This window comes from Daejeonella sp. (genome assembly GCF_046590655.1).
In the GTDB taxonomy this organism is placed as follows: Bacteria; Bacteroidota; Bacteroidia; order Sphingobacteriales; family Sphingobacteriaceae; genus Daejeonella.
This window is the reverse complement of record NZ_JBKJUM010000022.1, coordinates 13,495-35,076: the sequence shown is the minus strand read 5'-3', so window position 1 is coordinate 35,076 and position 21,582 is coordinate 13,495. Positions and strand designations below refer to the sequence as shown.

Annotated in this window: 19 protein-coding genes and 1 riboswitch; of the genes, 15 read left to right on the top strand and 4 right to left on the bottom strand. The window is 39.6% G+C overall.

The genetic code is table 11. From position 1 onward, the window contains the following. On the bottom strand, positions 1–384 hold a 384-nt coding region (locus tag ACLL8Z_RS02220), incomplete at its 3' end, for an FAD-dependent oxidoreductase (protein ID WP_411273119.1). A gap of 326 nt (positions 385–710) precedes the next feature. Here ACLL8Z_RS02220 and ACLL8Z_RS02215 point away from each other — a divergent pair. Continuing rightward, the gene (locus tag ACLL8Z_RS02215) at positions 711–2,270 is read left to right on the top strand and encodes a sulfatase family protein (protein ID WP_411273118.1); all 1,560 of its coding nucleotides are present in this window, start codon (positions 711–713) and stop codon (positions 2,268–2,270) included. Positions 2,271–2,447: 177 nt separating this feature from the next. On the opposite strand, the gene ACLL8Z_RS02210 is transcribed toward ACLL8Z_RS02215, so the two are convergent. Beyond that, positions 2,448–2,543 carry a hypothetical protein gene (locus ACLL8Z_RS02210; protein WP_411273120.1) on the bottom strand — a complete coding sequence of 32 codons (96 nt, stop codon included), beginning with the start codon at positions 2,541–2,543 and terminating at the stop codon, positions 2,448–2,450. Between the two features lie 132 nt (positions 2,544–2,675). Beyond that, positions 2,676–4,928 carry an ATP-binding protein gene (locus tag ACLL8Z_RS02205; RefSeq protein WP_411273117.1) on the bottom strand — a complete coding sequence of 751 codons (2,253 nt, stop codon included), beginning with the start codon at positions 4,926–4,928 and terminating at the stop codon, positions 2,676–2,678. A gap of 763 nt (positions 4,929–5,691) precedes the next feature. Further along, positions 5,692–5,784: riboswitch (TPP riboswitch) on the top strand. Between the two features lie 72 nt (positions 5,785–5,856). On the opposite strand from ACLL8Z_RS02205, the gene thiS reads away from it, so the two are divergent. From thiS to ACLL8Z_RS02135, 14 genes are all read left to right on the top strand, one after another. Next, the gene (gene thiS, locus ACLL8Z_RS02200; protein ID WP_411273116.1) at positions 5,857–6,060 is read left to right on the top strand and encodes a sulfur carrier protein ThiS; all 204 of its coding nucleotides are present in this window, start codon (positions 5,857–5,859) and stop codon (positions 6,058–6,060) included. A 17-nt stretch (positions 6,061–6,077) separates the two neighbouring features. Then, entirely contained in the window at positions 6,078–7,961 is a 1,884-nt protein-coding gene (thiC, locus tag ACLL8Z_RS02195) for a phosphomethylpyrimidine synthase ThiC (protein WP_411273115.1), read from the top strand. After that, positions 7,961–8,569 (top strand): thiamine phosphate synthase, encoded by a 609-nt coding sequence (locus ACLL8Z_RS02190; protein WP_411273114.1) that lies wholly within the window; start codon positions 7,961–7,963, stop codon positions 8,567–8,569. The genes thiC and ACLL8Z_RS02190 overlap by 1 nt, the downstream gene beginning before the upstream one ends. Continuing rightward, positions 8,566–9,210, top strand: a complete 645-nt coding sequence (locus tag ACLL8Z_RS02185) for a thiamine phosphate synthase (RefSeq protein ID WP_411273113.1) — start codon at positions 8,566–8,568, stop codon at positions 9,208–9,210. The genes ACLL8Z_RS02190 and ACLL8Z_RS02185 overlap by 4 nt, the downstream gene beginning before the upstream one ends. A 10-nt stretch (positions 9,211–9,220) precedes the next feature. Then, complete coding sequence (locus ACLL8Z_RS02180) at positions 9,221–9,988, top strand: thiazole synthase (protein ID WP_411273112.1); 768 nt, start codon at positions 9,221–9,223, stop codon at positions 9,986–9,988. Further along, complete coding sequence (thiH, locus tag ACLL8Z_RS02175) at positions 9,981–11,093, top strand: 2-iminoacetate synthase ThiH (protein WP_411273111.1); 1,113 nt, start codon at positions 9,981–9,983, stop codon at positions 11,091–11,093. The genes ACLL8Z_RS02180 and thiH overlap by 8 nt, the downstream gene beginning before the upstream one ends. A gap of 9 nt (positions 11,094–11,102) precedes the next feature. Next, on the top strand, positions 11,103–12,155 hold the full coding sequence (gene moeB, locus ACLL8Z_RS02170) for a molybdopterin-synthase adenylyltransferase MoeB (RefSeq protein ID WP_411273110.1): 1,053 nt from the start codon (positions 11,103–11,105) through the stop codon (positions 12,153–12,155). Next, positions 12,152–13,030, top strand: a complete 879-nt coding sequence (thiD, locus tag ACLL8Z_RS02165; RefSeq protein ID WP_411273109.1) for a bifunctional hydroxymethylpyrimidine kinase/phosphomethylpyrimidine kinase — start codon at positions 12,152–12,154, stop codon at positions 13,028–13,030. The genes moeB and thiD overlap by 4 nt, the downstream gene beginning before the upstream one ends. Before the next feature lie 597 nt (positions 13,031–13,627). Continuing rightward, on the top strand, positions 13,628–14,440 hold the full coding sequence (locus ACLL8Z_RS02160) for a phytanoyl-CoA dioxygenase family protein (RefSeq protein ID WP_411273108.1): 813 nt from the start codon (positions 13,628–13,630) through the stop codon (positions 14,438–14,440). A gap of 42 nt (positions 14,441–14,482) precedes the next feature. Beyond that, positions 14,483–14,845 carry a hypothetical protein gene (locus ACLL8Z_RS02155; RefSeq protein ID WP_411273107.1) on the top strand — a complete coding sequence of 121 codons (363 nt, stop codon included), beginning with the start codon at positions 14,483–14,485 and terminating at the stop codon, positions 14,843–14,845. Positions 14,846–14,957: 112 nt separating this feature from the next. Continuing rightward, positions 14,958–17,510: a hypothetical protein gene (locus tag ACLL8Z_RS02150; protein WP_411273106.1), complete on the top strand. Its 2,553-nt coding sequence runs from the start codon at positions 14,958–14,960 to the stop codon at positions 17,508–17,510. 10 nt (positions 17,511–17,520) lie between these two features. Further along, complete coding sequence (locus ACLL8Z_RS02145) at positions 17,521–18,813, top strand: cellulase-like family protein (protein ID WP_411273105.1); 1,293 nt, start codon at positions 17,521–17,523, stop codon at positions 18,811–18,813. Between the two features lie 2 nt (positions 18,814–18,815). Next, positions 18,816–19,721: an alpha/beta hydrolase gene (locus ACLL8Z_RS02140; protein WP_411273104.1), complete on the top strand. Its 906-nt coding sequence runs from the start codon at positions 18,816–18,818 to the stop codon at positions 19,719–19,721. A gap of 58 nt (positions 19,722–19,779) precedes the next feature. Then, positions 19,780–20,604 carry a sugar phosphate isomerase/epimerase gene (locus tag ACLL8Z_RS02135; RefSeq protein WP_411273103.1) on the top strand — a complete coding sequence of 275 codons (825 nt, stop codon included), beginning with the start codon at positions 19,780–19,782 and terminating at the stop codon, positions 20,602–20,604. On the opposite strand, the gene ACLL8Z_RS02130 is transcribed toward ACLL8Z_RS02135, so the two are convergent. Further along, positions 20,601–21,479 carry an AraC family transcriptional regulator gene (locus tag ACLL8Z_RS02130; protein WP_411273102.1) on the bottom strand — a complete coding sequence of 293 codons (879 nt, stop codon included), beginning with the start codon at positions 21,477–21,479 and terminating at the stop codon, positions 20,601–20,603. The two genes, ACLL8Z_RS02135 and ACLL8Z_RS02130, sit on opposite strands and share 4 nt — an antisense overlap. Positions 21,480–21,582 lie beyond the last annotated feature (103 nt).

Here is a 21,582-nt window from a genome sequence, read left to right as displayed (position 1 = left end):
AGCAGGGGTACCCTGGCCTTTGTTACCGTACTCCTGTTTCTTCTGCCATTGCCAGGATTCTTCTTTTTGGTAATGCAAGTAAATACGATGATAAAATTCCCGGGCCAGTCCACCGATGACCTGCTTGTTGCCGGTGTCTGTAAAGCCTAAACCTCCCGACGACAAGCCACCCAAGTGAGTATCGGGTGACACCACGAGCACGCTCTTACCCATACGGGCGGCTTGCACGGCTGAAGTAATTGCCGCAGAAGTGCCCCCGTATACAATCAGGTCTGCCTCGTAAGTGCTTTTATCACTCTTCATGGAAAGGAAGGAGCCCCCGGCGCAGGAAGAGAGCCCGATTAGAAGTGTTAAAATTCCTAGTTGTTTAGTTAGTTTAAGCATGTCAAATTTTGGATATGAAAACATTATTTGGCTAATCCTATTAACTCTCACCCTCCTGTTATCCCTTTATGAATTAAAGTCGAACCAATTTCTTACAATTTAAAGAAAATCGCGGCTTTACAGTTTGCAGTGAACTATTAGTTTCGAAAACAAAGGAACTGAAGCGTATACAAATATCACATTTGAATAAAGTTTATGAAAATATTTTAGTGTAGAGTTCAAAAGGTAATTTCAAACACGATTTGTAAACAGTTTTAATTTTTTTTTTAATCGCTTCTTGTTTTCTTTACTTAAATTATAACAGTGCTTACCAATTATAATAGTTAATGACCAAAAAGTTTATCGCAATCCTGGCTATAACTCAAATACTTACGGGGGCTGTACTTGCTCAACAAAAAGTTCGTTCCAAGCCTAACATTGTAATTATTTTGGCCGATGATATGGGCTATGGTGATGTTTCTTCAAACAATCCTTCTGCCCGTACAAAAACACCGAATATAGATGTTATGGCGCAAAAATCCGTCGTATTTACTGACGCGCATTCTGCCGGGGCTGTATGTATTCCTTCACGATACGGACTACTAACGGGACGTTATCAGTTCCGTGCTGCACCTCAAAAGCAATATTTAGGCTATCTGCCACCGCTAATTGAACCGGGACGAGAAACAATAGGTTCGCTTATGCAACGGGCGGGATATACTACCGCAAGTGTAGGAAAATGGCATGTGGGGGTGAATTGGAAATTGAAGGACAACCTCAAGCCGCAAATTCCTGATCAAAATGATAAAACAATAACTAACACAGACTTCTCCCGGGACATAAGCGGCGGTCCTAATTCACTAGGGTTTGATTATTCTTATATTTTGCCTGCATCATTGGATATGCCTCCGTATGTGTATATAAAAAACAATCGGGTTGTAGATCCGGATGTGATACTTACTGCCGATGCCTATCCTAAATCATTGCCGCGTACATCTTATGTGTGGGACAGGAAACACACGAATGAAAATGATATTTATTGGGAACAGGGTGTCTGGTGGCGGAATGGTGAAATGTCGAAATCTTTTAAAGTGGAAGACTGTCTTGATACTATTGTGAATGAAGGACTTTCATTTATCAAGAATCAGGTAAAAAATAGTCCTGAAAAGCCCTTTATGCTTTATCTGGCTTTGACAGGTCCGCATACACCATGGATGCCAAATAAAAATTTTAAAGGCAAAAGTATTTTGGGTACTTATGGCGACTTTGTTGAGCAGATAGATGATTATGTAGCGCAGGTAAATAATACCCTAAAACAATTGAATATTGAGGATAACACAATAGTCATATTCACAAGTGACCACGGTTCGCCATGGGCAGAAGATGACATCCAGGTTTACTCACATCAGAGTAATTATGGCAATCGCGGACAAAAAGGCGACATTTGGGAAGGCGGGCACCATATTCCATTGATTATAAAATGGCCGGATAAAATTAAAAAGCAGTTTATATACCCACATAGTGTAAGCCTGATTGATTTTATGGCTACGTTTTCTGAGCTGAATGGCCAGGCTTTAAAAAGCAATTCTGGCGAAGATAGTTTTAGCTTTTACAAAGTTTTAACCGAGAGATCGGTTGCTCCTGTAAGAGATCAGATTATCTACATTTCATCCCGCAATATGCTGGCAATAAAAAAAGATGGATGGAAATATATTAATGGCTTAGGGTCGGGAGGGTTCACCGAACCCGTTTTGCTAAAACCTGTAAAAGGCGGGCCGTTGGGCCAACTTTATAATTTAAAGAACGACGCGCTTGAAAAAAACAATTTATACCTCCAATACCCTGAACGGGTAAAACAACTTTCTACCCTGCTTACTGACCTAAAAGTGAAGGGATCCAGTAATTAGATAAGTGCTTATTAGATAGTAATAAATCATTAAATTCTAATTATTTCAATACCATTGGTCTTAGCCCATATTCACGCTTACGCTGACAACCCCTTTCCCTGCGTTAATTTTATAAAGTGTATGGAAGATTGTGTGTAAAAACTAAAAACCCGTAACAGGATGTTTTTAGTTCCCTATTTAGGCGGGTATAGTAAACCAAAACGTGCTCCCTTTACCCAACTCACTCTCTACGCCGATTTGACCTCCATGGTTAGAAATTATGCGATGACAGATATACAGGCCAAGTCACAAACCATTTAACTATTTCACCTTCGGATTTGTAAACAGGAGCAGCCCTTCCGAGAACCCAAACGTATTCTCAATCTTTCCGACGTAGCCTGTAAGCTATTTCATAAGGATCAAGATTCAATACTCCGGTACCGTAAAAATGATGCAGGTCCCTTTTTCCCTTTCACTTTCAACGCGAATGGTGCCGCCATGCTGGGTAACAAAATCTTTTACAAGTATTAAACCCAGGCCGGAGCCTTTTTCATTATTTGTACCTGATAACTGGATAGGAGCAGAGTTCGTAAACAGATTTTCTCTGGTATGTTCCTCCATACCGATGCCTGAATCCGTGACACAAACCTCCACCATCTTATCTATCCTTTGAGCGGTTATCTTTATCATTCCGCCATGCGGAGTATATTTAATGGCATTTGTAACCAGGTTTTGGAGAATAGAACGAAACATCAATGTATCTGCATTTACATAAAGATCAAAAGAAACTTCATTTTCAAGAACAATATTTTTTTGCAGGGCATTTGCTTTTAATAATTCCAAACTTTGATCCACCGCCCGAACCAAATGTAGCTTTCCGGGATTTATAGATGTTTTATCCTTTTGCAATTTGGCCCATTCAAGCAGTTCATTCAATTGCTGAAGAATTTTATTAGAGGTACTATGAATGATCTTTACTAATGGTTGGATTCCGTTAAAAACAGGATTTTTTGTATCGAGGCTTAATTTATCCGATGAGATCAGCAAAGCCGTTAGAGGGTTGCGTAGATCATGGGAAATAATGGACAGAAACTTGTCTTTAGATAAATTCAGATCTTTTAGTTCATGATTCAGCTTTTCAAGTTCGCAGGTTCTTTCCAAAACCCTATTCTCAAGGTCTTGATTCAGGCAAAGAAGGTCCTGATTGATCCTAATCAGTCTTTCTTCCTGTCGCAATAAAAGCTGAGCCTTTTCATATAGTTCTTCATTAACTAATCTTAATTCCTCCTTCTGTACTATTAAATCTTTTGATAGAATAATTAGATCTGCCGCTCGTTTTTCTTTCTCTTCGTTTTGAAAGGCAAGTTCTTCGTTGGCAATTACTAACTCTGCAGCCCTTTTTTCTTTCTCTTCGTTTTGAAATACAAGTTCTTTGTTAGCAGTTTCTAATTGGGCAGTACGCTGTATCAGATATTCTTCGGCTTCTTTGCGATCGGTAATATCTGCCCTGATGGCGAGATATTGATAGGGTTTGCCCTGCTCATCCAGAAACGGAACGATGGTAGTATCCACCCAATAAAAGTTTCCGTCCTTGGCTTTGTTTTTAAATTGCCCTTTCCATATTTTTCCTTTGGAAATAGTAACCCATAAATCATGAATAAATTCTTTAGTGTGATAACCCGAATTAATTATGCGGTGGTCCTGTCCGATCAGCTCTTCCTCGCTGTACTTTGTTATTTTACAAAAATTATTATTTACTTTTTTAATAATCCCGTTTTCGTCGGTAAAGGCTATTATAGATGATTCATCCAATGCATATTTATAATAGAATATTTCCTTTAAATTTTTCTGAAGGAGTTCAGCCGATTTATTAAGCTTTTCGTTAGCAATAATAAGCTCCTCCGCCCTTTTTTCTTTCTCTTCATTTTGAAAGGCAAGTTCCTTGTTAGCAATTATTAATTCTGCTGCCCTTTTTTCTTTTTCTTCGTTTTGAAATACAAGTTCTTTGTTAGCAATAACTAACTCAGCTGCCCTATTTCCTTTTTCTTCGTTTTGAAATAGAAGTTCTTTGTTAGCAATAACTAACTCAGCTGCCCGGTTTTCTTTTTCTTCGTTTTGAAATACAAGTTCTTTGTTAGCAATAACTAACTCAGCTGCCCGATTTCCTTTTTCTTCGTTTTGAAATACAAGTTCTTTGTTAGCAATAACTAATTCTGCTGCCCGGCTTTCTTTTTCGTTGTTTTGAAAAGCAAGTTCTTTGTTAGCAATAACTAATTCTGCTGCCCGATTTCCTTTTTCATCATTTTGAAAATCAAGTTCTTTGTTAGCAATAACTAATTCTGCTGCCCGATTTCCTTTTTCATCATTTTGAAAGTCAAGTTCTTTGTTAGCAATAACTAATTCTGCTGCCCGGCTTTCTTTTTCGTTGTTTTGAAAGGCAAGTTCAATTTTAGCAATAACTAATTCTGCTGCCCGGTTTTCTTTTTCGTTGTTTTGAAAAGCAAGTTCTTTGTTGGCAAGAATTAACTCGGCTGCCCGTTTCTCTTTCTCTTCATTTAGAATGTAAAGTTCTTTGGTAACAATAACTAACTCGGCTGCCCGTTTCTCTTTCTCTTCGCTTTGAAAGGCAAGTTCAATGTTAGCAATAATTAACTCATCCGATTTTTTTCTATTAGCCATATTCTGTACCGACAAAGTGGTTTTGTTAAAATTGAGGTGCCTTGCTATCAACGCTGAGCTTTTCGATGAATTGCTTAGAAGTTAATAAAAAAAATCAAGACCGGTGTATTTTTCTCATAAACAATTATTGAATGGATATCCGTTCCATAGTACGCCACGATTCCGACACAAAACGGAATCCGAAGAAAAGATTGTCAGGCTCGAAGCAAAGCTGAATGATTTTACTTCCAGTAATACGGGATCGGTAAATATTGAGTGCCTCGTTTACAAAGCGGTCGAAAAGCTCAAAAAACTTGACCTAGTGTATTAAAACGTAGAAATTGAGGTCAGAGGTTTATAATCGGTTCGATCTTTCCTGAAAAATGGACAATTATTGAAAATAAAGGTCGAATCGGTAAAGTGAACTTAGCGGCTCTGCATATCTATCAGATTAACAATATGTTAGGACATAAAAAAGCCGGAGTAGAGATTATAAGTCTTTTATATTGTCCAGCCTATATGGTAGATCCGATTTTTCCCTTCCGAATTGGTAAGCTAGTAAAGCCAACCGGACCCAATAAGCGCATCCCCATAAAACTTATTGTTTTCACAAAATAGATTCTTGAGAAAATACTATTTTTCAACGACCTTAAAGGGCCTGACTGTGCTGTAATTACTTTTTTAAATCCTGAATAGGTATGCTGTTTACGTCTATTGAAACCCTTCGTTAATGTTTCCTTTAGAAGAATAATTTGTTTATTCTTAAAACTTTTCTATAACTTTACGGCAACTTTAGGGGTGTCCTTTGCGGACTGAGATAATACCCTTTGAACCTGATGCAGTTAGTACTGCCGAAGGGAAAAGTGACGACAACTTTACCAAAAATTCAAGTTGTTTTTTCTTTCCTCCATACGGGGCCATTCCTAAAAGTTAATTTTTTAGATCCAGAATGGAAATTACCGTCAATCAACAAATTTACCAGGTTACCGACATATGCAGTATGCAACATTTAATAGCCGTTGTATTAAATACTCCATCTACAGGTATTGCTGTGGCTGTTAATCAGGCTATCATCTCTAAAGCAAACTGGGAAAGGCATATCCTCAATCCCGGCGATCAGGTTATTATCATTAAAGCCACACAAGGCGGCTAACCATAAACTCCAAAAAAATGAAGCAAGAAAAAATTCCAACAGACCAGGTATTAACAACCGCACCCTTTCCGGCCTCGAAAAAGATTTTTGTACAAGGCCAGTTGTACGACATAAAGGTTGCGATGAGAGAGATCACTTTAAGTGATACTAAACTACATGGCCGGTTCGGGGAAACCGAGCCTAATGTCCCGGTAACCGTTTATGATACCAGCGGCCCCTATACAGATGTGAACGCCGATATTGATGTAAAAAAAGGTCTGCCGCGATTGCGTGAAAAATGGATTATCGACAGAGGAGATGTTGAGCAACTTGATCATATTTCATCGCAATACGGGCAGCAGCGACTAAACGATAAAAGTCTCGATAGCCTGCGTTTCAACTATACCACCAAACCCTTCCGTGCTAAAGCCGGGATGAACGTATCGCAAATGCATTATGCCAAAAAAGGAATCATCACACCCGAAATGGAATATATTGCTATTCGTGAAAACCAGCGCATCGATTTGTTAAAAGAACAACTGAACGGCCAATTCGACGTCATGAGCCATCAGCACCAGGGCCATAGCTTTGGTGCCAATACTCCGAAAGGTTCTATCACCCCTGAATTCGTCAGGCAGGAAGTAGCTGCCGGCCGGGCGGTGATCCCATCCAATATCAACCACCCGGAAATAGAACCAATGATCATTGGCCGTAACTTTTTGGTAAAGATCAATGCCAATATCGGCAACTCGGCCGTAACCTCCAGTATTGAAGAAGAAGTAGAAAAGGCAGTATGGGCCTGTCGCTGGGGCGCGGATACGATCATGGACCTTTCCACGGGAAAAAATATACATGAAACCCGTGAATGGATCATCCGTAATTCGCCAGTGCCTATTGGCACAGTGCCCATTTACCAGGCCTTGGAAAAAGTAAACGGCAAAGCCGAGGACCTGACCTGGGAACTGTTCCGTGATACACTGATAGAGCAGGCCGAACAGGGTGTAGATTATTTCACTATACATGCCGGCGTATTATTGCGTTATGTTCCTTTAACAGCAAAACGTATCACGGGCATCGTATCCCGTGGCGGTTCAATTATGGCGAAATGGTGCCTGGCCCATCATAAAGAAAATTTCCTGTACACGCATTTCGAGGAGATCTGTGAGATCATGAAAGCTTACGATGTATCTTTTTCATTGGGTGATGGCTTACGTCCCGGCTGTATCGCTGATGCCAATGATGCGGCTCAATTCGGTGAACTGGAAACCCTGGGCGAACTGACAAAAATTGCATGGAAACACGACGTGCAAACTATTATTGAAGGTCCGGGCCACGTGCCTATGCACTTAATTAAGGAGAATATGGAGAAACAGTTGCAGCATTGTTCAGAGGCTCCGTTTTATACTTTAGGGCCATTGACCACGGATATCGCCCCTGGTTACGATCACATTACCTCGGCCATTGGTGCTGCCATGATCGGCTGGTTCGGCACTGCGATGCTTTGTTATGTGACGCCTAAAGAGCACCTTGGATTGCCGAATAAAAAGGATGTAAAAGATGGCGTAATTACCTATAAGATCGCGGCCCATGCCGCTGATCTGGCTAAAGGGCACCCCGGTGCGCAATATCGCGATAATGCCCTGAGTAAGGCACGTTTTGAGTTTCGGTGGGAAGACCAGTTCAACCTTTCGCTTGACCCGGATACGGCTAAAGAGTTCCATGATGAGACCCTGCCTGCTGACGGTGCGAAGATCGCGCACTTCTGTTCCATGTGCGGCCCTAACTTCTGTTCCATGAAGATCACGCAGGATGTAAGGGAATATGCCAAAGAGAATGGCATGGAAGAAGAAGACGCTTTTGCAAAAGGTATGGCAGAAAAATCAAGAGAGTTTACAGAAAAAGGCAGCCAGATCTATTTATAATGGAGTTGATTGTCATATCCGATCCCGGATCAGTTGTCGGTGAAGCGGTTATTATCAATCGGCTTTTTGAAGCCGGAATGACGCGCTTTCATTTGCGAAAACCGGATTGGAACGGCAATCAGTTCATCGATTTGCTTAAAGGCATAGATCAGGCATTTCACACGAATATTGCCTTGCATCAGCAGCATGACTTAACCACTAATTTTGATACGATGCGTTTGCATTATACAGAAATGCAACGATTGACTACGTATCAAGAAAAGTTAAATTATCAACAGAAAAAGGGACATGTACTAAGTACGTCCGTACACCGCGTGGCAGAAATACCATTACTACAATGTTTTGAATATACTTTTTTTAGTCCGGTCTTTAACAGCATATCCAAGCCAGGTTACCAAAGTCAATTGGACAACGGCTTCAGGTTAGAAAAAGTGAACGCGCTGCCTAAAGTAATCGCCCTGGGCGGAATTGATAAAACTAACCTGGATCAAGTCAGCGAGATGAACTTTGATGGTTGTGCGGTACTTGGTGCGATTTGGAACAATCCTTACGAGGCGGTCGCTAATTTCAACAGATTAAAAGATTTAGCAAATAAAAAACACGGATGATTGACAGACTGCACTACATTTCACAACACCCCGAGAATGGCACGCACATCACCGCGATAAAAGCTGCGCTCGATGCCGGCGCTAAGTGGATACAATTAAGGGTTAAGGCCCAACCGAAACAAGATATTCTTCAATACGCGCTATCTGCCCTTGATTTATGCAACGAACACGGCGCTAAACTGATTGTGAATGACCATCCTGAAATTGCCCTAAAGGCAGGCGCTTACGGGCTGCATCTGGGTTTGGAGGATATGCCGGTTGAACAGGCCCGGGCCATTGTTGGTAAAGATATGGTCATTGGTGGTACGGCCAATACCTTTGAGCATATTAAACAAAGGGTTTCGGAGGGTGTGGATTATATTGGCCTGGGGCCATACAGATTTACAAAAACCAAGCAAAAGCTTAGTCCAATTTTAGGTATCGACGGTTATGGCGATATTATCAAAAGAGTTAAGCTTGCAGCTATTCAGACGCCAATCATTGCTATTGGAGGCATAGAACAAAATGATATAAGTGCTATCATAAAAACAGGTTTATATGGTGTCGCAGTTTCAGGCGCTATCACTTATGCGGTTAATCCTGCACAGACTATTCAACTGATGTACCAGCAACTAAACAATGCATCCTTAAAAGAAGATTAAACCAAACGAAATGTTAAAAATAGTCGATAAAACATTCAGTTCACGCCTGTTCACGGGTACAGGAAAGTTCAGTTCTTCCACTTTGATGGAAGAGGCCTTGCTTGCATCCGGTTCAGAACTGGTTACTGTAGCTCTAAAACGGGTCGACGTCAAAAACAATGAACATGATGACTTATTGATCCGTTTAAAATATCCGCATATCAATTTGCTACCCAATACTTCGGGGGTTCGCAATGCTAAAGAAGCGGTTTTTGCCGCCCAACTGGCACGTGAGGCGCTAGAAACCAACTGGATCAAATTAGAGATACACCCCGATCCTAAGTACTTAATGCCCGACCCGATTGAAACCTTAAAAGCAACCGAAGATCTGGCCAAACTGGGCTTTATTGTTTTGCCTTATATCCATGCCGACCCGGTTTTATGTAAACGCCTGGAAGATGCAGGCACCTCTGCAGTAATGCCCTTAGGTTCGCCCATAGGCAGCAACAAAGGCTTAAAGACCATTGATTTTTTAGAGATCATCATCAGCCAAAGTAACGTCCCGGTAATCATTGATGCCGGTATCGGTTCACCATCGGATGCGGCCTGGGCCATGGAAATTGGGGCCGATGCGGTGTTGGTGAATACGGCCATTGCGGTATCCAATAACCCGATACAAATGGCTGCCGCGTTTAGAATGGCCGTAGAAGCCGGACGTATGGCTTTCGAAGCAAAATTAGCCTCGCCTATTTCACATGCTGTCGCCAGTAGCCCCTTAACCTCCTTTTTAGATGAATAGCTTTAACGATCTTTTCGAAACCTATAACTGGGATGAAACCAAAGCCAGCATCTACGCTAAAAACACTACTGATGTGGAACGGGCTTTGGCAGCTACTAAAAGAACTTTAGAAGATTTTAAAGCACTGGTTTCACCAGCGGCTGCACCTTACCTGGAGCGAATGGCACAGATCAGCCAGAGTTTAACGCTAAAGCGTTTTGGTAAGGTACTGCAAATGTATGTGCCGCTTTATTTATCCAACGAGTGCAGTAACATCTGCACCTACTGCGGGTTTAGTTATGACAATAAAGTGAAGCGCAAGACGCTTTCGCCCATGGAGATCATGCAGGAAGTTGCGGTAATCAAAGATATGGGTTACGAGCATGTGCTGCTGGTTACCGGTGAAGACAACGTGAACGTACATGTAGATTACTTTAAAAAAGTGCTGGAACTGATCCGTCCGCATTTCGCGCATATCTCTATGGAAATACAACCCATGGATCTGGAAGATTATGAGCAATTAACCCCCTATGGCTTAAATACTGTATTGGTTTACCAGGAAACCTATCATCAAGAAGATTATAAGAAACACCATCCGAAAGGTAAAAAATCTAACTTTAAATACCGTGTGGAAACACCCGACCGGCTTGGAAAGGCGGGGATACATAAAATGGGCCTCGGGGTCTTGATAGGTCTCGAAGACTGGCGCACCGATTGTTTTTTTACGGCGCTGCACCTTAATTATCTGGAAAAGAAATACTGGCAAAGTAAATACAGCCTGTCTTTCCCAAGGCTACGCCCATTTAGCGGCGGGCTGGAGCCCAAAGTGGAGATGAGCGACCGGGAACTGGTACAGCTGATCTGCGCTTATCGTTTATTTAACGAAGAGGTAGAGCTATCAATCTCCACCCGCGAATCGCCTAATTTTCGAAATAACATTATCAAATTGGGTATCACATCCATCAGCGCCGGTTCGAAAACAAATCCGGGCGGCTACATCGTTGCGCCCGAATCGCTGGAACAGTTTGAAATTAGCGATGAGCGCAGCCCTGCCGAAATTGCCCGGGTAATTGCAGCGCAAAATTACGAGGCGGTATGGAAAGATTGGGATAGTTGCTTAGCTTAAATAACAGGTATGCTTACACGGGAAGAATTAAAACAGTATAACCGCCAAATTACTTTACCCGAATTAGGTATTAACGGGCAGGAAAAATTAAAGGCAGCCAAGGTACTGATGATCGGTGCGGGTGGTTTGGGCTGCCCCGTTTTACAATACATGGCGGCAGCCGGGGTTGGATACATTGGTATTGTTGATGACGATGTGGTTGATGTGAGCAACCTGCACCGGCAAATCTTATATTCCGCTGCCGATGTGGGAAAACCAAAAGCGCTAACAGCCAAACAAAAACTCGAACTTTTAAACCCCTTTGCTATTATAACAGCTTACCAGGAAAGACTAACATCTGATAATGCCACCCGCCTTGTTGATATGTACGATCTCATAATTGACGGTTCTGATAATTTTCCGACCAGATACCTGGTAAACGATACCTGTGTGTCGCTGAACAAACCGCTTGTCTTTGGTTCCATATTTAAGTTTGAAGGTCAGGTATCCGTTTTCAATTACCATGATGGGCCAAACTATCGCGATGTTTTTCCCGAGGCACCTCCCGCGGACGAAGTGCCCAATTGTTCGGAGATTGGCGTAATTGGTGTATTGCCCGGTATGATCGGCACTTATATGGCCAATGAAGGGATTAAAATTATTTGCGGAATAGGTGAAACGCTTTCAGGTAAGTTGCTGACCATAAATGCGCTTGACAACAGCATGAATGTTTTTGAAATAGCTGCGCAAAAACAATCCATACCAAAACCTGCGACGACTGAGGAAAAGCCTGCTGAAATTGCGAATGAGGAGATTTCGATGGAGGTCCTAAAAACATGGATGGCGAAAACGCCTGAAAAAGTATACCTGGTAGATGTACGGGAGGACTATGAATTTGAGGATTACAATATTGGAGGCGTGAATATATCCCTATATGAACTCAATGAGCATATTTCAACCTTTTCAATCGATAAAAAACTCGTCTTCGTATGCCAAACGGGTCAGCGAAGCAAAATGGCCGTTAATGTCGTCAAGCCATTCTTTGAAGGAGAAATTTTCAGCGTAAAAAATGGAATTTCATGAGTAAACAATTCAGATATACTGCCGTACTCTCCATTGCCGGATCGGATAGCGGTGGCGGCGCCGGGATACAAGCCGATTTAAAAACATTTAGTGCCCTGGGGTGCTACGGAACTTCGGCAATTACTGCTGTTACTATACAAAACTCATTAGGGGTAACCGGTATTCATAGAATTCCGGCTGATATTGTTCAGGGACAGATTAAGGTTGTTATGGATGATATTAAGCCAGCAGCGATTAAAATCGGCATGGTTCACTCCCCGGAACTGGCAGTTGCAATTGCCGCAATTTTAAATGCTTATCCGCAAATCCCCGTCATTTTCGATCCTGTAATGGTATCAACCAGTGGTTACCGTCTGATTGAAAGCAATACGATTGCCACACTTCAAAAGGAATTATTTCCAATAGCGAGCTTGGTTACTCCCAATTTAGACGAGGCAGAAATACTCGCCGCAATGAAGATCAGTACTGTTGGTGATATGAAAGAGGCTGCCAGCCGGATGACCCAGTCGGGATGTAACGCAGTATTGATAAAAGGAGGCCATCTTAAAGGAACTGATCTTTTTGATGTTTACCTTGATAAAAACGGAATTGAAAAAATCTTCAGTTCAGTTGCCATCGAAACACAAAACACCCATGGTACTGGCTGTACCCTTTCCTCTGCCATTGCAGCTTTTATTGGCTTGGGTAATGATCTCGGTACGGCGATTGAAAAGGCTAAATTGTATGTGCAACAAGCCATCATTTCCGGACTGGATGTTAAAACCGGGGAAGGGCATGGACCATTAAACCACTTTTTTGATTCTCAAAATCTAATTAAACACGAGTTGAACCTAAATACAAGGTTAGCGATTTTACCAAAATCTCCTGATTGTTGATGAACATAAATCTCATTAGAATTGCTCTGCTCGAACTTTCGCTAAGACGAAGCTACCAAGCAGAAAAAAAATGGCAGGAAGTTTCGGCACCTTAAACACCGCTATAATAAACCCTTAATTTACCCCTATCTAAAAATTCTACATGGTTGCAAACCTTGCCCTCTTTTATCCAATGTTCTCCTTTTTTTAGGATAGCTGGGCTAAATACACTTAAAATTTTCTCTTTCTGGGCAGCGTTTAACTGTATCCCCTGACTGATATTTTCTAATAATTTCAACATTTTAATGCATGGAAGTATCTGGATCTATAGAAAACTTTAATAAGGCTTATACTTATAGGCAAGTTTCTATCCAAACAGAGAATTACCATCAAACTTCGCAATTGACATAATAAAACGTTAAAGAAGATTGACCACGATCACTAAAAGTAAAATATTTATAATTTCGAACGTTCACAGAATATCAAAAAGTATAAAAAATATGTAGATAATTATAGTTCCAGTAATACTCCCCTAATTATATTTGATAATTATAAACTAATTATTAAGTGTTAAGGTAGCATCCACTAATTAGCACAACAAAGCAATAAATTATAAAAATGAAAAATAAACTTTCAGTAGATCAGATTGAAAAATTTCAAACTGATGGATATGTAGTTATCGAAGATTTTTTGTCTGCAACAGAACTAGAGTTTTGGAGGGAAGCTTTAAACGAAGCTATTGAGAAACGTAAAGGATATAAAATGCCGGATCGGAAAGAAGTTTATGGTAAAGGTGATGATGCAGACAAAAGTTATTATGACAATGTATTTGACCAGCTTATCAACCTTTGGCAGGATAATGAAAAGATGAGAAAAGTTATGTTAGATGAAAGGTTGGGTAAAATGGCAGCTCAGCTATCGGGTGCAGATGGGATAAGGATCTGGCATGATCAGGCATTGATCAAAAAGCCATGGGCAAACCCAACATCCTGGCATTTAGATACTCCTTACTGGTCTTTTACCGATCGGAGAGCATTGTCTATTTGGGTTGCATTGGATGATGCGACTTACGAAAATGGTTGCCTGTTTTTTATACCAGGCAGTAATCATAAAACTACTTTTGAAAATCCGGGAATTGGAAAAAATATGGGTGCAATATTTACTACTTATAAAGATTTAGCTGCTAATAAATCTGTAGCGGCGCCTATGAAAGCCGGTAGTTGTTCTTTTCACAATGGCTTAACAGTACACGGTGCAAATGCCAATATGACTCCAGGAGTAAGAAGGGCAATGACTTGTGCTTACATGCCGGATGGTAACGCCTTTAATGGTACTCAGAATATCCTTAGCGATGATCAGATAAAGGAAATAAAGCCCGGCGATCTATTGAATGATGAAAAACAGAATCCATTACTTTACAGTAATAAATGATGGTTTAAAAGTCTACTATGCCAGATAGGAAATACATTGACTATGGGTTTGCCCATAAGCATAATCTTTACTCACCAGGGAGGAAATTATTCACCCAGGGAAAAGCATTTAAGTTTTAGTTCAGGTAGTATTGATCACTCGGTTCCTGGCTATAGTTTATATAGCACTAACCCAGGCATAGCGGGTGATTTAACGGATATTTTGGATAGAAGAACGGTGCCGGGCTGGGCCGCGGTAGAATGGTGGTGGCCGGGTAATGATAAAAAAGAGTGGATCTTTAATATCCAGCAAACACTGAAGTTTAAAGATTGCCGTTTCTTAACTATTTTTAATTGGGAGAATGGCTTAGATAAATATCCGGACGGGATTTTAGCTATTAAAGAAGTAATTGCTGAATGGAAATAAGTAAGATATGCCTGGGCTAATAATCCGGTTTGTAATTTATATAACAAGGCTGGTTTACCAGCGTCGCCATTCAGAACGGATAACTGGGAAGGTATCACTCAATAAATTCACTATGAACAACAAACCATGGAATAATCGTTTAAGAAAAGCAGGAAAATTGTCTCTTCTCATTTTTTTGTACAGCCTTTCTTTAACCAGCTTAGTAATGGCTCAGTCAATCAAAACTTTGAATGACTCAAATAGCAAAACTATCAGCTTTGGAAATCAGAAATTAAAGCTAACGTTAGATTACAACAGGAAAGCGAATATATCTTTACTAGAAGTAAACGGACAAAAAGTAATGGAAGGGAAAGCGGGTATCTATTCAGAGATAAAAACAGCTTCCGGGATTTATAACACCTTAAATCTAAGCACACAACCTATCATAAGCATTGATAAGAATATTATAAAAATAAAAGGCATCAGATATGGGGATAAAGATGTGATCATTAATGAGACATGGGAATTTATAACCTCAGAAAAGGATGTAAAGTTTAATGTAGAAAGAAGTTTTTCAAATCCTGCTACCATAGAAGAAGCCAGCATTCCTTCTTTTAATTTCTCCAGCATAAATACTTGGGAAGGCGCTTATCAAGGCTATGGTGGTCTAGCCTGGTTTTACCTTTTTAATGAGAAATTAGCTACGTATGGAGTTCATACTAACTCTTCAAAATTTTGGAACAGTAAAACAAGGAATGGCTTAAGTGTACTTGTAGACGCACCAGGAAAACAGGTAGCTATGAAGTATTCCAGAACTAATAATGATCAACTGGCTTATGGTGTTACAGTGTCTGATCAGGAAATGATTCCTCGTTATGATGCGGGAACAAACAGGAAAAGGTTTATCCGTCAGAATACCAATGTGTGGTCTGCTTTCAGGGTGTCATCAGAGAAAACAACTCAAAAAATTACCCTTTCCTATTTTGATTTTGACAAGGAATATGGCAGAGGCAAGTATGTTGGAATGAACGGCCAGCAAGTAAGCTCTGTATTAAATACAATTGCAAGAATTGGAGTTATAGATGCAAAGCATTTTGGAGGAAACAGCTGGCACACTCCCTATGGCCCTATATGCTTACATGAGCAATACATTGCGCAGTTGGGATTGGCAATTAATGATAATAGTTACCTGCAGGGTTATCAGGAATGCTTAGATTTTTATCGGGATAACGCCATTAAACCAGATGGAAGGGTTTGGGCTCGCTGGGCTTATAATAACGTGGATATCATGCCTGGGGAAGTCACTGACAAGGGATTTTATGAAGCACAATGGGGCTATCTGATGGATTCTAATCCAGATTTAGTCACCAATGTTGCCGAGTTATTTGATCAGACAGGTGATATTAAATGGGTGAAAACACATCAACTATCTTCGGAGAAAGCCCTGGATTATATAATAAAAAGAGATAGTGACGGGGACGGACTGGTTGAAATGATGACTGATAGTTATAAGGATAAAAGAGGCAGTGATTGGATTGATATCATTTGGGCAGCTTATGAGAATGCTTTTGTAAATGCTAAATTATATTTTGCTTTGACTAAATGGGCAGTGATTGAACATGAACTGAATAATGATCTGAAAGCAAAACAGTATGAAGATTTTGCCGCAAAACTAAAAAGGAGTTTTAATAAGCCTACAACCGAAGGTGGTTTTTGGGATGAAGAAAAGCAATGTTACGTTCACTGGCTCGATAAAGATAAAAGTGTACACGGCAGAAACATGGTAACACCTGTAAATTTTATGGCTATTGCGTACGGTATTTGTGATGATGAAAAAAAAACTAAAATCATTCTGGACAATATTGAAACGCAGATGCAGCAGGAAAAACTTTTCTTTTGGCCTTTAACCATGTCATCCTATGCTCCTGGTGAAGGAAAAGAAGAGCAATTTCCTTTCCCTTTCTATGAAAATGGAGATCTGTTTTTATCATGGGGAGCTGTTGCGGTGAAAGCCTACGCTAATTACAAACCAGAACTGGCCTTAAAATATGTACGTAACGTGATGGAGAGGCACAGTAAAGATGGCTTAGCATATCAAAGATATGGGAGGGTTAAACAGGACGGCTTAGGAGATGACATTCTTTCAGGAAACAGTCTCTCGGTGGTGGGACTTTATCAGGCTATATATGGTATCAATCCTTTATACAATAGATTTTATTTAAATCCTCATATCACTAAAGATTTAGCCGGAACGATCATAAAATATAATTATAGAGATCAAAAACTAGACGTAGGTTTAGAGATGAGTAAGTATTCGGTTTCTAATGGTAAGCATCAAATAATTTCCAAAAAAGATTTTGGTTTCTTTAGTAAGGATAATAAGCTCTTTTACTTTAATGGATATGAAGCAAAGTCGTCTTTAATCGCAGACACTAAAAGCAGTAAATCTCTAATTTTAGAAGTGAAAGATTGGAGCAATAATAAGATGGTTTTGAATGTGTCTTCGACAGATAATAAAATGGAAAAAATAAACTTTAGTGTTTATCATTTAACTCCTAATACTTCTTATAATATTACCAGAAGAGGTAAAAAAACTCTTAATGTAAAAAGTGATGCAGAAGGTAAGTTTACCTACGGTGATGTTGTTTTGATTGAACCTGTTGAAGTTGTGATTTCAAAACAATAGAGTAAGGGCGATGGAGAGAAGAAACTTTTTAAAGAATGTAACGCTCGGAACAGGTTCTTTATTAGCCATACCTTACATGCAAGATGCTCATGCTGCAGAGTATGGGACACCTGAAAAGAAATTAAAATTACCCCTTCATCAGTTGAAAAAGCCATTGGCAATTGCCATGTGGGACTTTAGTTGGCTTCTTCGTCACCATCGTTATGGCGAATTCGAAAATTGGGAGAAAGTTTTAAATGAACTGGCCGAAAGAGGTTACAACGCAATTCGTTTAGACGTTTTCCCTCAATATGTAGCGGCTGATTCTGATGGGAAAATAACAGAAGAATTCAGGAGTATTAAAAACGGCTGGGCACCTGCTAAATGGGGGAATGATTATACCATGAGTTTTCGTCCCAGAGAGGCTCTGCTGGAGTTTCTCCCTTTATGTAGAAAATATGGATTCAGGGTAGCGCTTTCTTCCTGGTTCACTAATCATAATACTGGCTCAAGGGGAATTTTTATAGAGGAAGGCGGTGCCTTGAGAGCCTGGACGGAAACTCTTACTTTTCTTAAACAGCACAATTTATTAGATGATAACGTTATCTATATCGATCTTTTGAATGAATATCCTAAATATCATGGGTATGATTGGTTTAAAATGGAGATGAATAAAAGGGGAGATGTAGATCAGTTTAAACTTAATAATCCTACCGCATTTATTCCGGATAATTTAGATATGGGTAAAGTTGCTGGGTATAATAGCTTACAGCAGAAGTTTATGCATGATTTTGGTAATAACCTGATAGCTAAATTAAAACAACGTTTTCCTGGTTACCCTTATCAGATGAGTTTAACTTATACTACTCCATTAGATAGTATAGATATTTCAGAGTTTGGAACTCTTGATTCTCACTTATGGTTTACTGCCGCAGCAGATATTCCTCATTGGCGATCTTTGGCTGGTATTGATCAGTCAAAAGATAACAGACCTCAATTTCAGGAACTATTGAAATTCTGGGAAGCAAAAAAGCCAGAAATGACCATTTGGATGGATCAAGCAATAACGTCAGTTGCTAACAAGGCTAAGCAAAATAAAATCACCTGTGGCAATACAGAGGGCTGGGGTCCGGTAGGTTGGTTAGACCATCCTGAATTAAATTGGAATTGGGTGAAAGAAGCTGCGGATATTGCTGTAGTTCTGACGAAAAAACATGATAATTATAAATATATCTGTAGTTCCAACTTTACTCATCCTCAGTTCAAAGGCATCTGGGAGGATATAAAGTGGCATCGTAAAATCACTTCACTAATTAAAGCGTAAAAATGACCAAGCTTTATTTTAAATCAATTATACCGGCTATAATATTTGGTATTATCGCCCATAATTGTGTTGCGCAAAAAGTAATCAAGCTATATCCTGAAAAGTCTCCTAATCAAAAAGTAAATACCAGCGAATCGGATAGTAGTAACCAGGAGAAAAGTATTTTTAGCAGGATTTCTAACCCAACTCTCACTCTTTACCCCGGCAATAAAACTTCAGCTAAAAAAGCAGCAGTAATCATATGTGCGGGTGGAGGCTATGCCCAATTGCATATAAAGCGCGAAGGATATGCCATTGCAGAAGCGTTTAATAAAGCGGGTATTGCAGCATATGTCCTGAAATATCGATTACCCGACGATAGGACCAATATAAATAAATCGATAGCGCCATTACAGGATGCTCAGCAAGCTATTAAAATTGTTAGGGATAGCGCGGAAAAATGGAATATTGATCCTCATAAAATTGGGATTATGGGATTCTCGGCGGGAGGTCATCTGGCTGCATCTTTGGGGTCACATTATAATGATGTGCTGATTAACAACACATCCAAAACCAATCTCCGTCCTGATTTCATGCTTCTGATTTATCCGGTAATAAGTTTCCGAGAACTTTTTGGACATATTGGATCCAGAGATAATTTACTAGGTAAATCTCCATCAAGAGAATCGGTTGATTACTTTTCAAATGAACTGCATGTAAATAAGCAAACACCTCCTACTTTTTTAGTTCATGCAGGAGATGATCAAATAGTAGCTGTAGCCAACAGCTTAAAATATTATGAGGAACTTCAAAAGAGTAATGTGGTTGCTGATCTCCATATTTATGCCAAAGGTGGACATGGATTTAGCGTAGTGCCAACTTTTGGCGAATGGTTTGGACGTTGTATCTTATGGTTAAGTAATATGTAAATGTTTTATCTCTGCTATCTTAAATTATTTTAAAAGAAAACCACTCTAAGCCTATCCCATGAATATTAAAATATTAAGCCCGCTTTGGGGTCACGAAAACCTTGAATACGGTGTATTTTTAGATAAGGTGAAAAACGCAGGATACGATGGCTTTGATACCTGGATACCAGAGGATAAAAAAGAGAAAAAGCTATTGTTCGATTACCTGCAGAAGCATGAGATGTACATTGTTGCTCATCAGCATCAGGCGAATGGGAAAAACTTTACTGAATTTAAAAAATCATTTCTCGGCTATTTAAATATTTGTGCCGAAGCTGATCCGATTTTAATTAACTCACATACCGGGAGAGATTACTTTACTTTGGATCAAAACCTGCAATTGATTGATATTGCTCAGGAGTTTTCAGATAAGTCAGGAGTTGTTGTAGTACACGAAACACATCGGGGGAGAGTAGGATATTCCCCTCAAATGATTGAAGAAATATTTAAATTAAGGGAAAGTTTTTCTATTACAGCCGATTTTTCTCATTGGGTTTGTGTGACAGAAAGTATGTTGGAAAACTTTACTTCGACTCTGACCGAAGCTATTAAAAGGAGCAGGCACATCCATTTAAGAATAGGTTTTGAACAAGGGCCTCAGGTTGCAGATCCCAGGGCGCCTGAATGGAAATATGCTTTAGATAATTTCTTAGTTTGGTGGGACAGGATTGTTGAACAGAACTATGTGTCAAAAACTGAAATCCTTCCTGTAACTACAGAATTTGGTCCAAAACCTTATATGCCTGCAATTCCTTTTACAAAAGTACCCGTGGCAGATCAGTTCACGATTAACTGTTACATGAAAGATTTAGCGGATCTCCGCTATAAAAAGTTCAGGGATTAATCCTCAACCGCTGATCTATAAAACTTTGGCGATATGCCATTCTTTTTTTTAAAGAGTTTTGAGAAGTAGAAGACAGATTCAAACCCTGTTTGGCAGGCCACTTCGTTTATATTTAATGATGTAGTAGTAAGCAAATCTTTAGCTCTGTTTAAGCGTAAATTCAGATGGTATTGATTTGGTGATTCACCGGTGATTTTCTTAAAGACTTTCCTGAAAGAGGAATAACCCATAGGTATTTCTCTGGCTAGATTTTCCATATCGAGCGGCTCATCCAAAGATTCCTGGATAAGGAATTTTGCCTTTTGAATGAGCTTGCCTAATGGATCATTATCATACTCCTGATAAAGGGATACGGCATTTACTAATCCTATTATTTGCAGAGTTGTGCCAGCTATAAACTGCGGATATCCCGTATAACCATTACGCACTGTCTCAATTAATTTTCTAAATAAAACTAATAAGTCATTGTTTAAACCAACATTAATAAAAGGGCTTTGCGAATTAAAAAAACCTTCGTTCATTAATTGATTTGCGTAGTACCCATTAAACCCGATCCAATACTCTTCCCAACCTGATTCTATTTTTGGTTTGTACCGATGCCAAACACCTGGATAAAGAAAAAAACAAGTGCCTGCTTTTATTTCAGTAGGTGTGGTTAAAGCGGACTCAAAGATTCCCTCTCCTTTAGAAATGAAAATCATATAATAGTCATTCAATATCCTCCCTTTATTCCATGTTAAGGTATGGTTTAGAGGATGTTCCTCATTGGGATAAGTTTGATTAGGGTCTATTTTAGAGTAACCAACAGTTGTAATATAGAAACCCCATCTTTCTTCAATTGAACCGATATTCAAATATTTAAAATAGTTATTCATGTCGCAGGCACATTTTTTTAAATTAACTCAAGAAATATCAAAAAGTACAAAAAATATTGATTATAATTTAATTTGATTTTGACGCCTATCTCTATATTTGAAG

Excerpts from the sequence above, each read along its gene's own strand:
- ACLL8Z_RS02215 (WP_411273118.1), top strand. The coding sequence starts at position 711 with ATGACCAAAAAGTTTATCGCAATCCTGGCTATAACTCAAATACTTACG.
- ACLL8Z_RS02205 (WP_411273117.1), bottom strand. The coding sequence starts at position 4,928 with ATGGCTAATAGAAAAAAATCGGATGAGTTAATTATTGCTAACATTGAA.
- thiS (WP_411273116.1), top strand. The coding sequence starts at position 5,857 with ATGGAAATTACCGTCAATCAACAAATTTACCAGGTTACCGACATATGC.
- thiC (WP_411273115.1), top strand. The coding sequence starts at position 6,078 with ATGAAGCAAGAAAAAATTCCAACAGACCAGGTATTAACAACCGCACCC.
- ACLL8Z_RS02190 (WP_411273114.1), top strand. The coding sequence starts at position 7,961 with ATGGAGTTGATTGTCATATCCGATCCCGGATCAGTTGTCGGTGAAGCG.
- ACLL8Z_RS02185 (WP_411273113.1), top strand. The coding sequence starts at position 8,566 with ATGATTGACAGACTGCACTACATTTCACAACACCCCGAGAATGGCACG.
- ACLL8Z_RS02180 (WP_411273112.1), top strand. The coding sequence starts at position 9,221 with ATGTTAAAAATAGTCGATAAAACATTCAGTTCACGCCTGTTCACGGGT.
- thiH (WP_411273111.1), top strand. The coding sequence starts at position 9,981 with ATGAATAGCTTTAACGATCTTTTCGAAACCTATAACTGGGATGAAACC.
- moeB (WP_411273110.1), top strand. The coding sequence starts at position 11,103 with ATGCTTACACGGGAAGAATTAAAACAGTATAACCGCCAAATTACTTTA.
- thiD (WP_411273109.1), top strand. The coding sequence starts at position 12,152 with ATGAGTAAACAATTCAGATATACTGCCGTACTCTCCATTGCCGGATCG.
- ACLL8Z_RS02160 (WP_411273108.1), top strand. The coding sequence starts at position 13,628 with ATGAAAAATAAACTTTCAGTAGATCAGATTGAAAAATTTCAAACTGAT.
- ACLL8Z_RS02155 (WP_411273107.1), top strand. The coding sequence starts at position 14,483 with ATGGGTTTGCCCATAAGCATAATCTTTACTCACCAGGGAGGAAATTAT.
- ACLL8Z_RS02150 (WP_411273106.1), top strand. The coding sequence starts at position 14,958 with ATGAACAACAAACCATGGAATAATCGTTTAAGAAAAGCAGGAAAATTG.
- ACLL8Z_RS02145 (WP_411273105.1), top strand. The coding sequence starts at position 17,521 with ATGGAGAGAAGAAACTTTTTAAAGAATGTAACGCTCGGAACAGGTTCT.
- ACLL8Z_RS02140 (WP_411273104.1), top strand. The coding sequence starts at position 18,816 with ATGACCAAGCTTTATTTTAAATCAATTATACCGGCTATAATATTTGGT.
- ACLL8Z_RS02135 (WP_411273103.1), top strand. The coding sequence starts at position 19,780 with ATGAATATTAAAATATTAAGCCCGCTTTGGGGTCACGAAAACCTTGAA.
- ACLL8Z_RS02130 (WP_411273102.1), bottom strand. The coding sequence starts at position 21,479 with ATGAATAACTATTTTAAATATTTGAATATCGGTTCAATTGAAGAAAGA.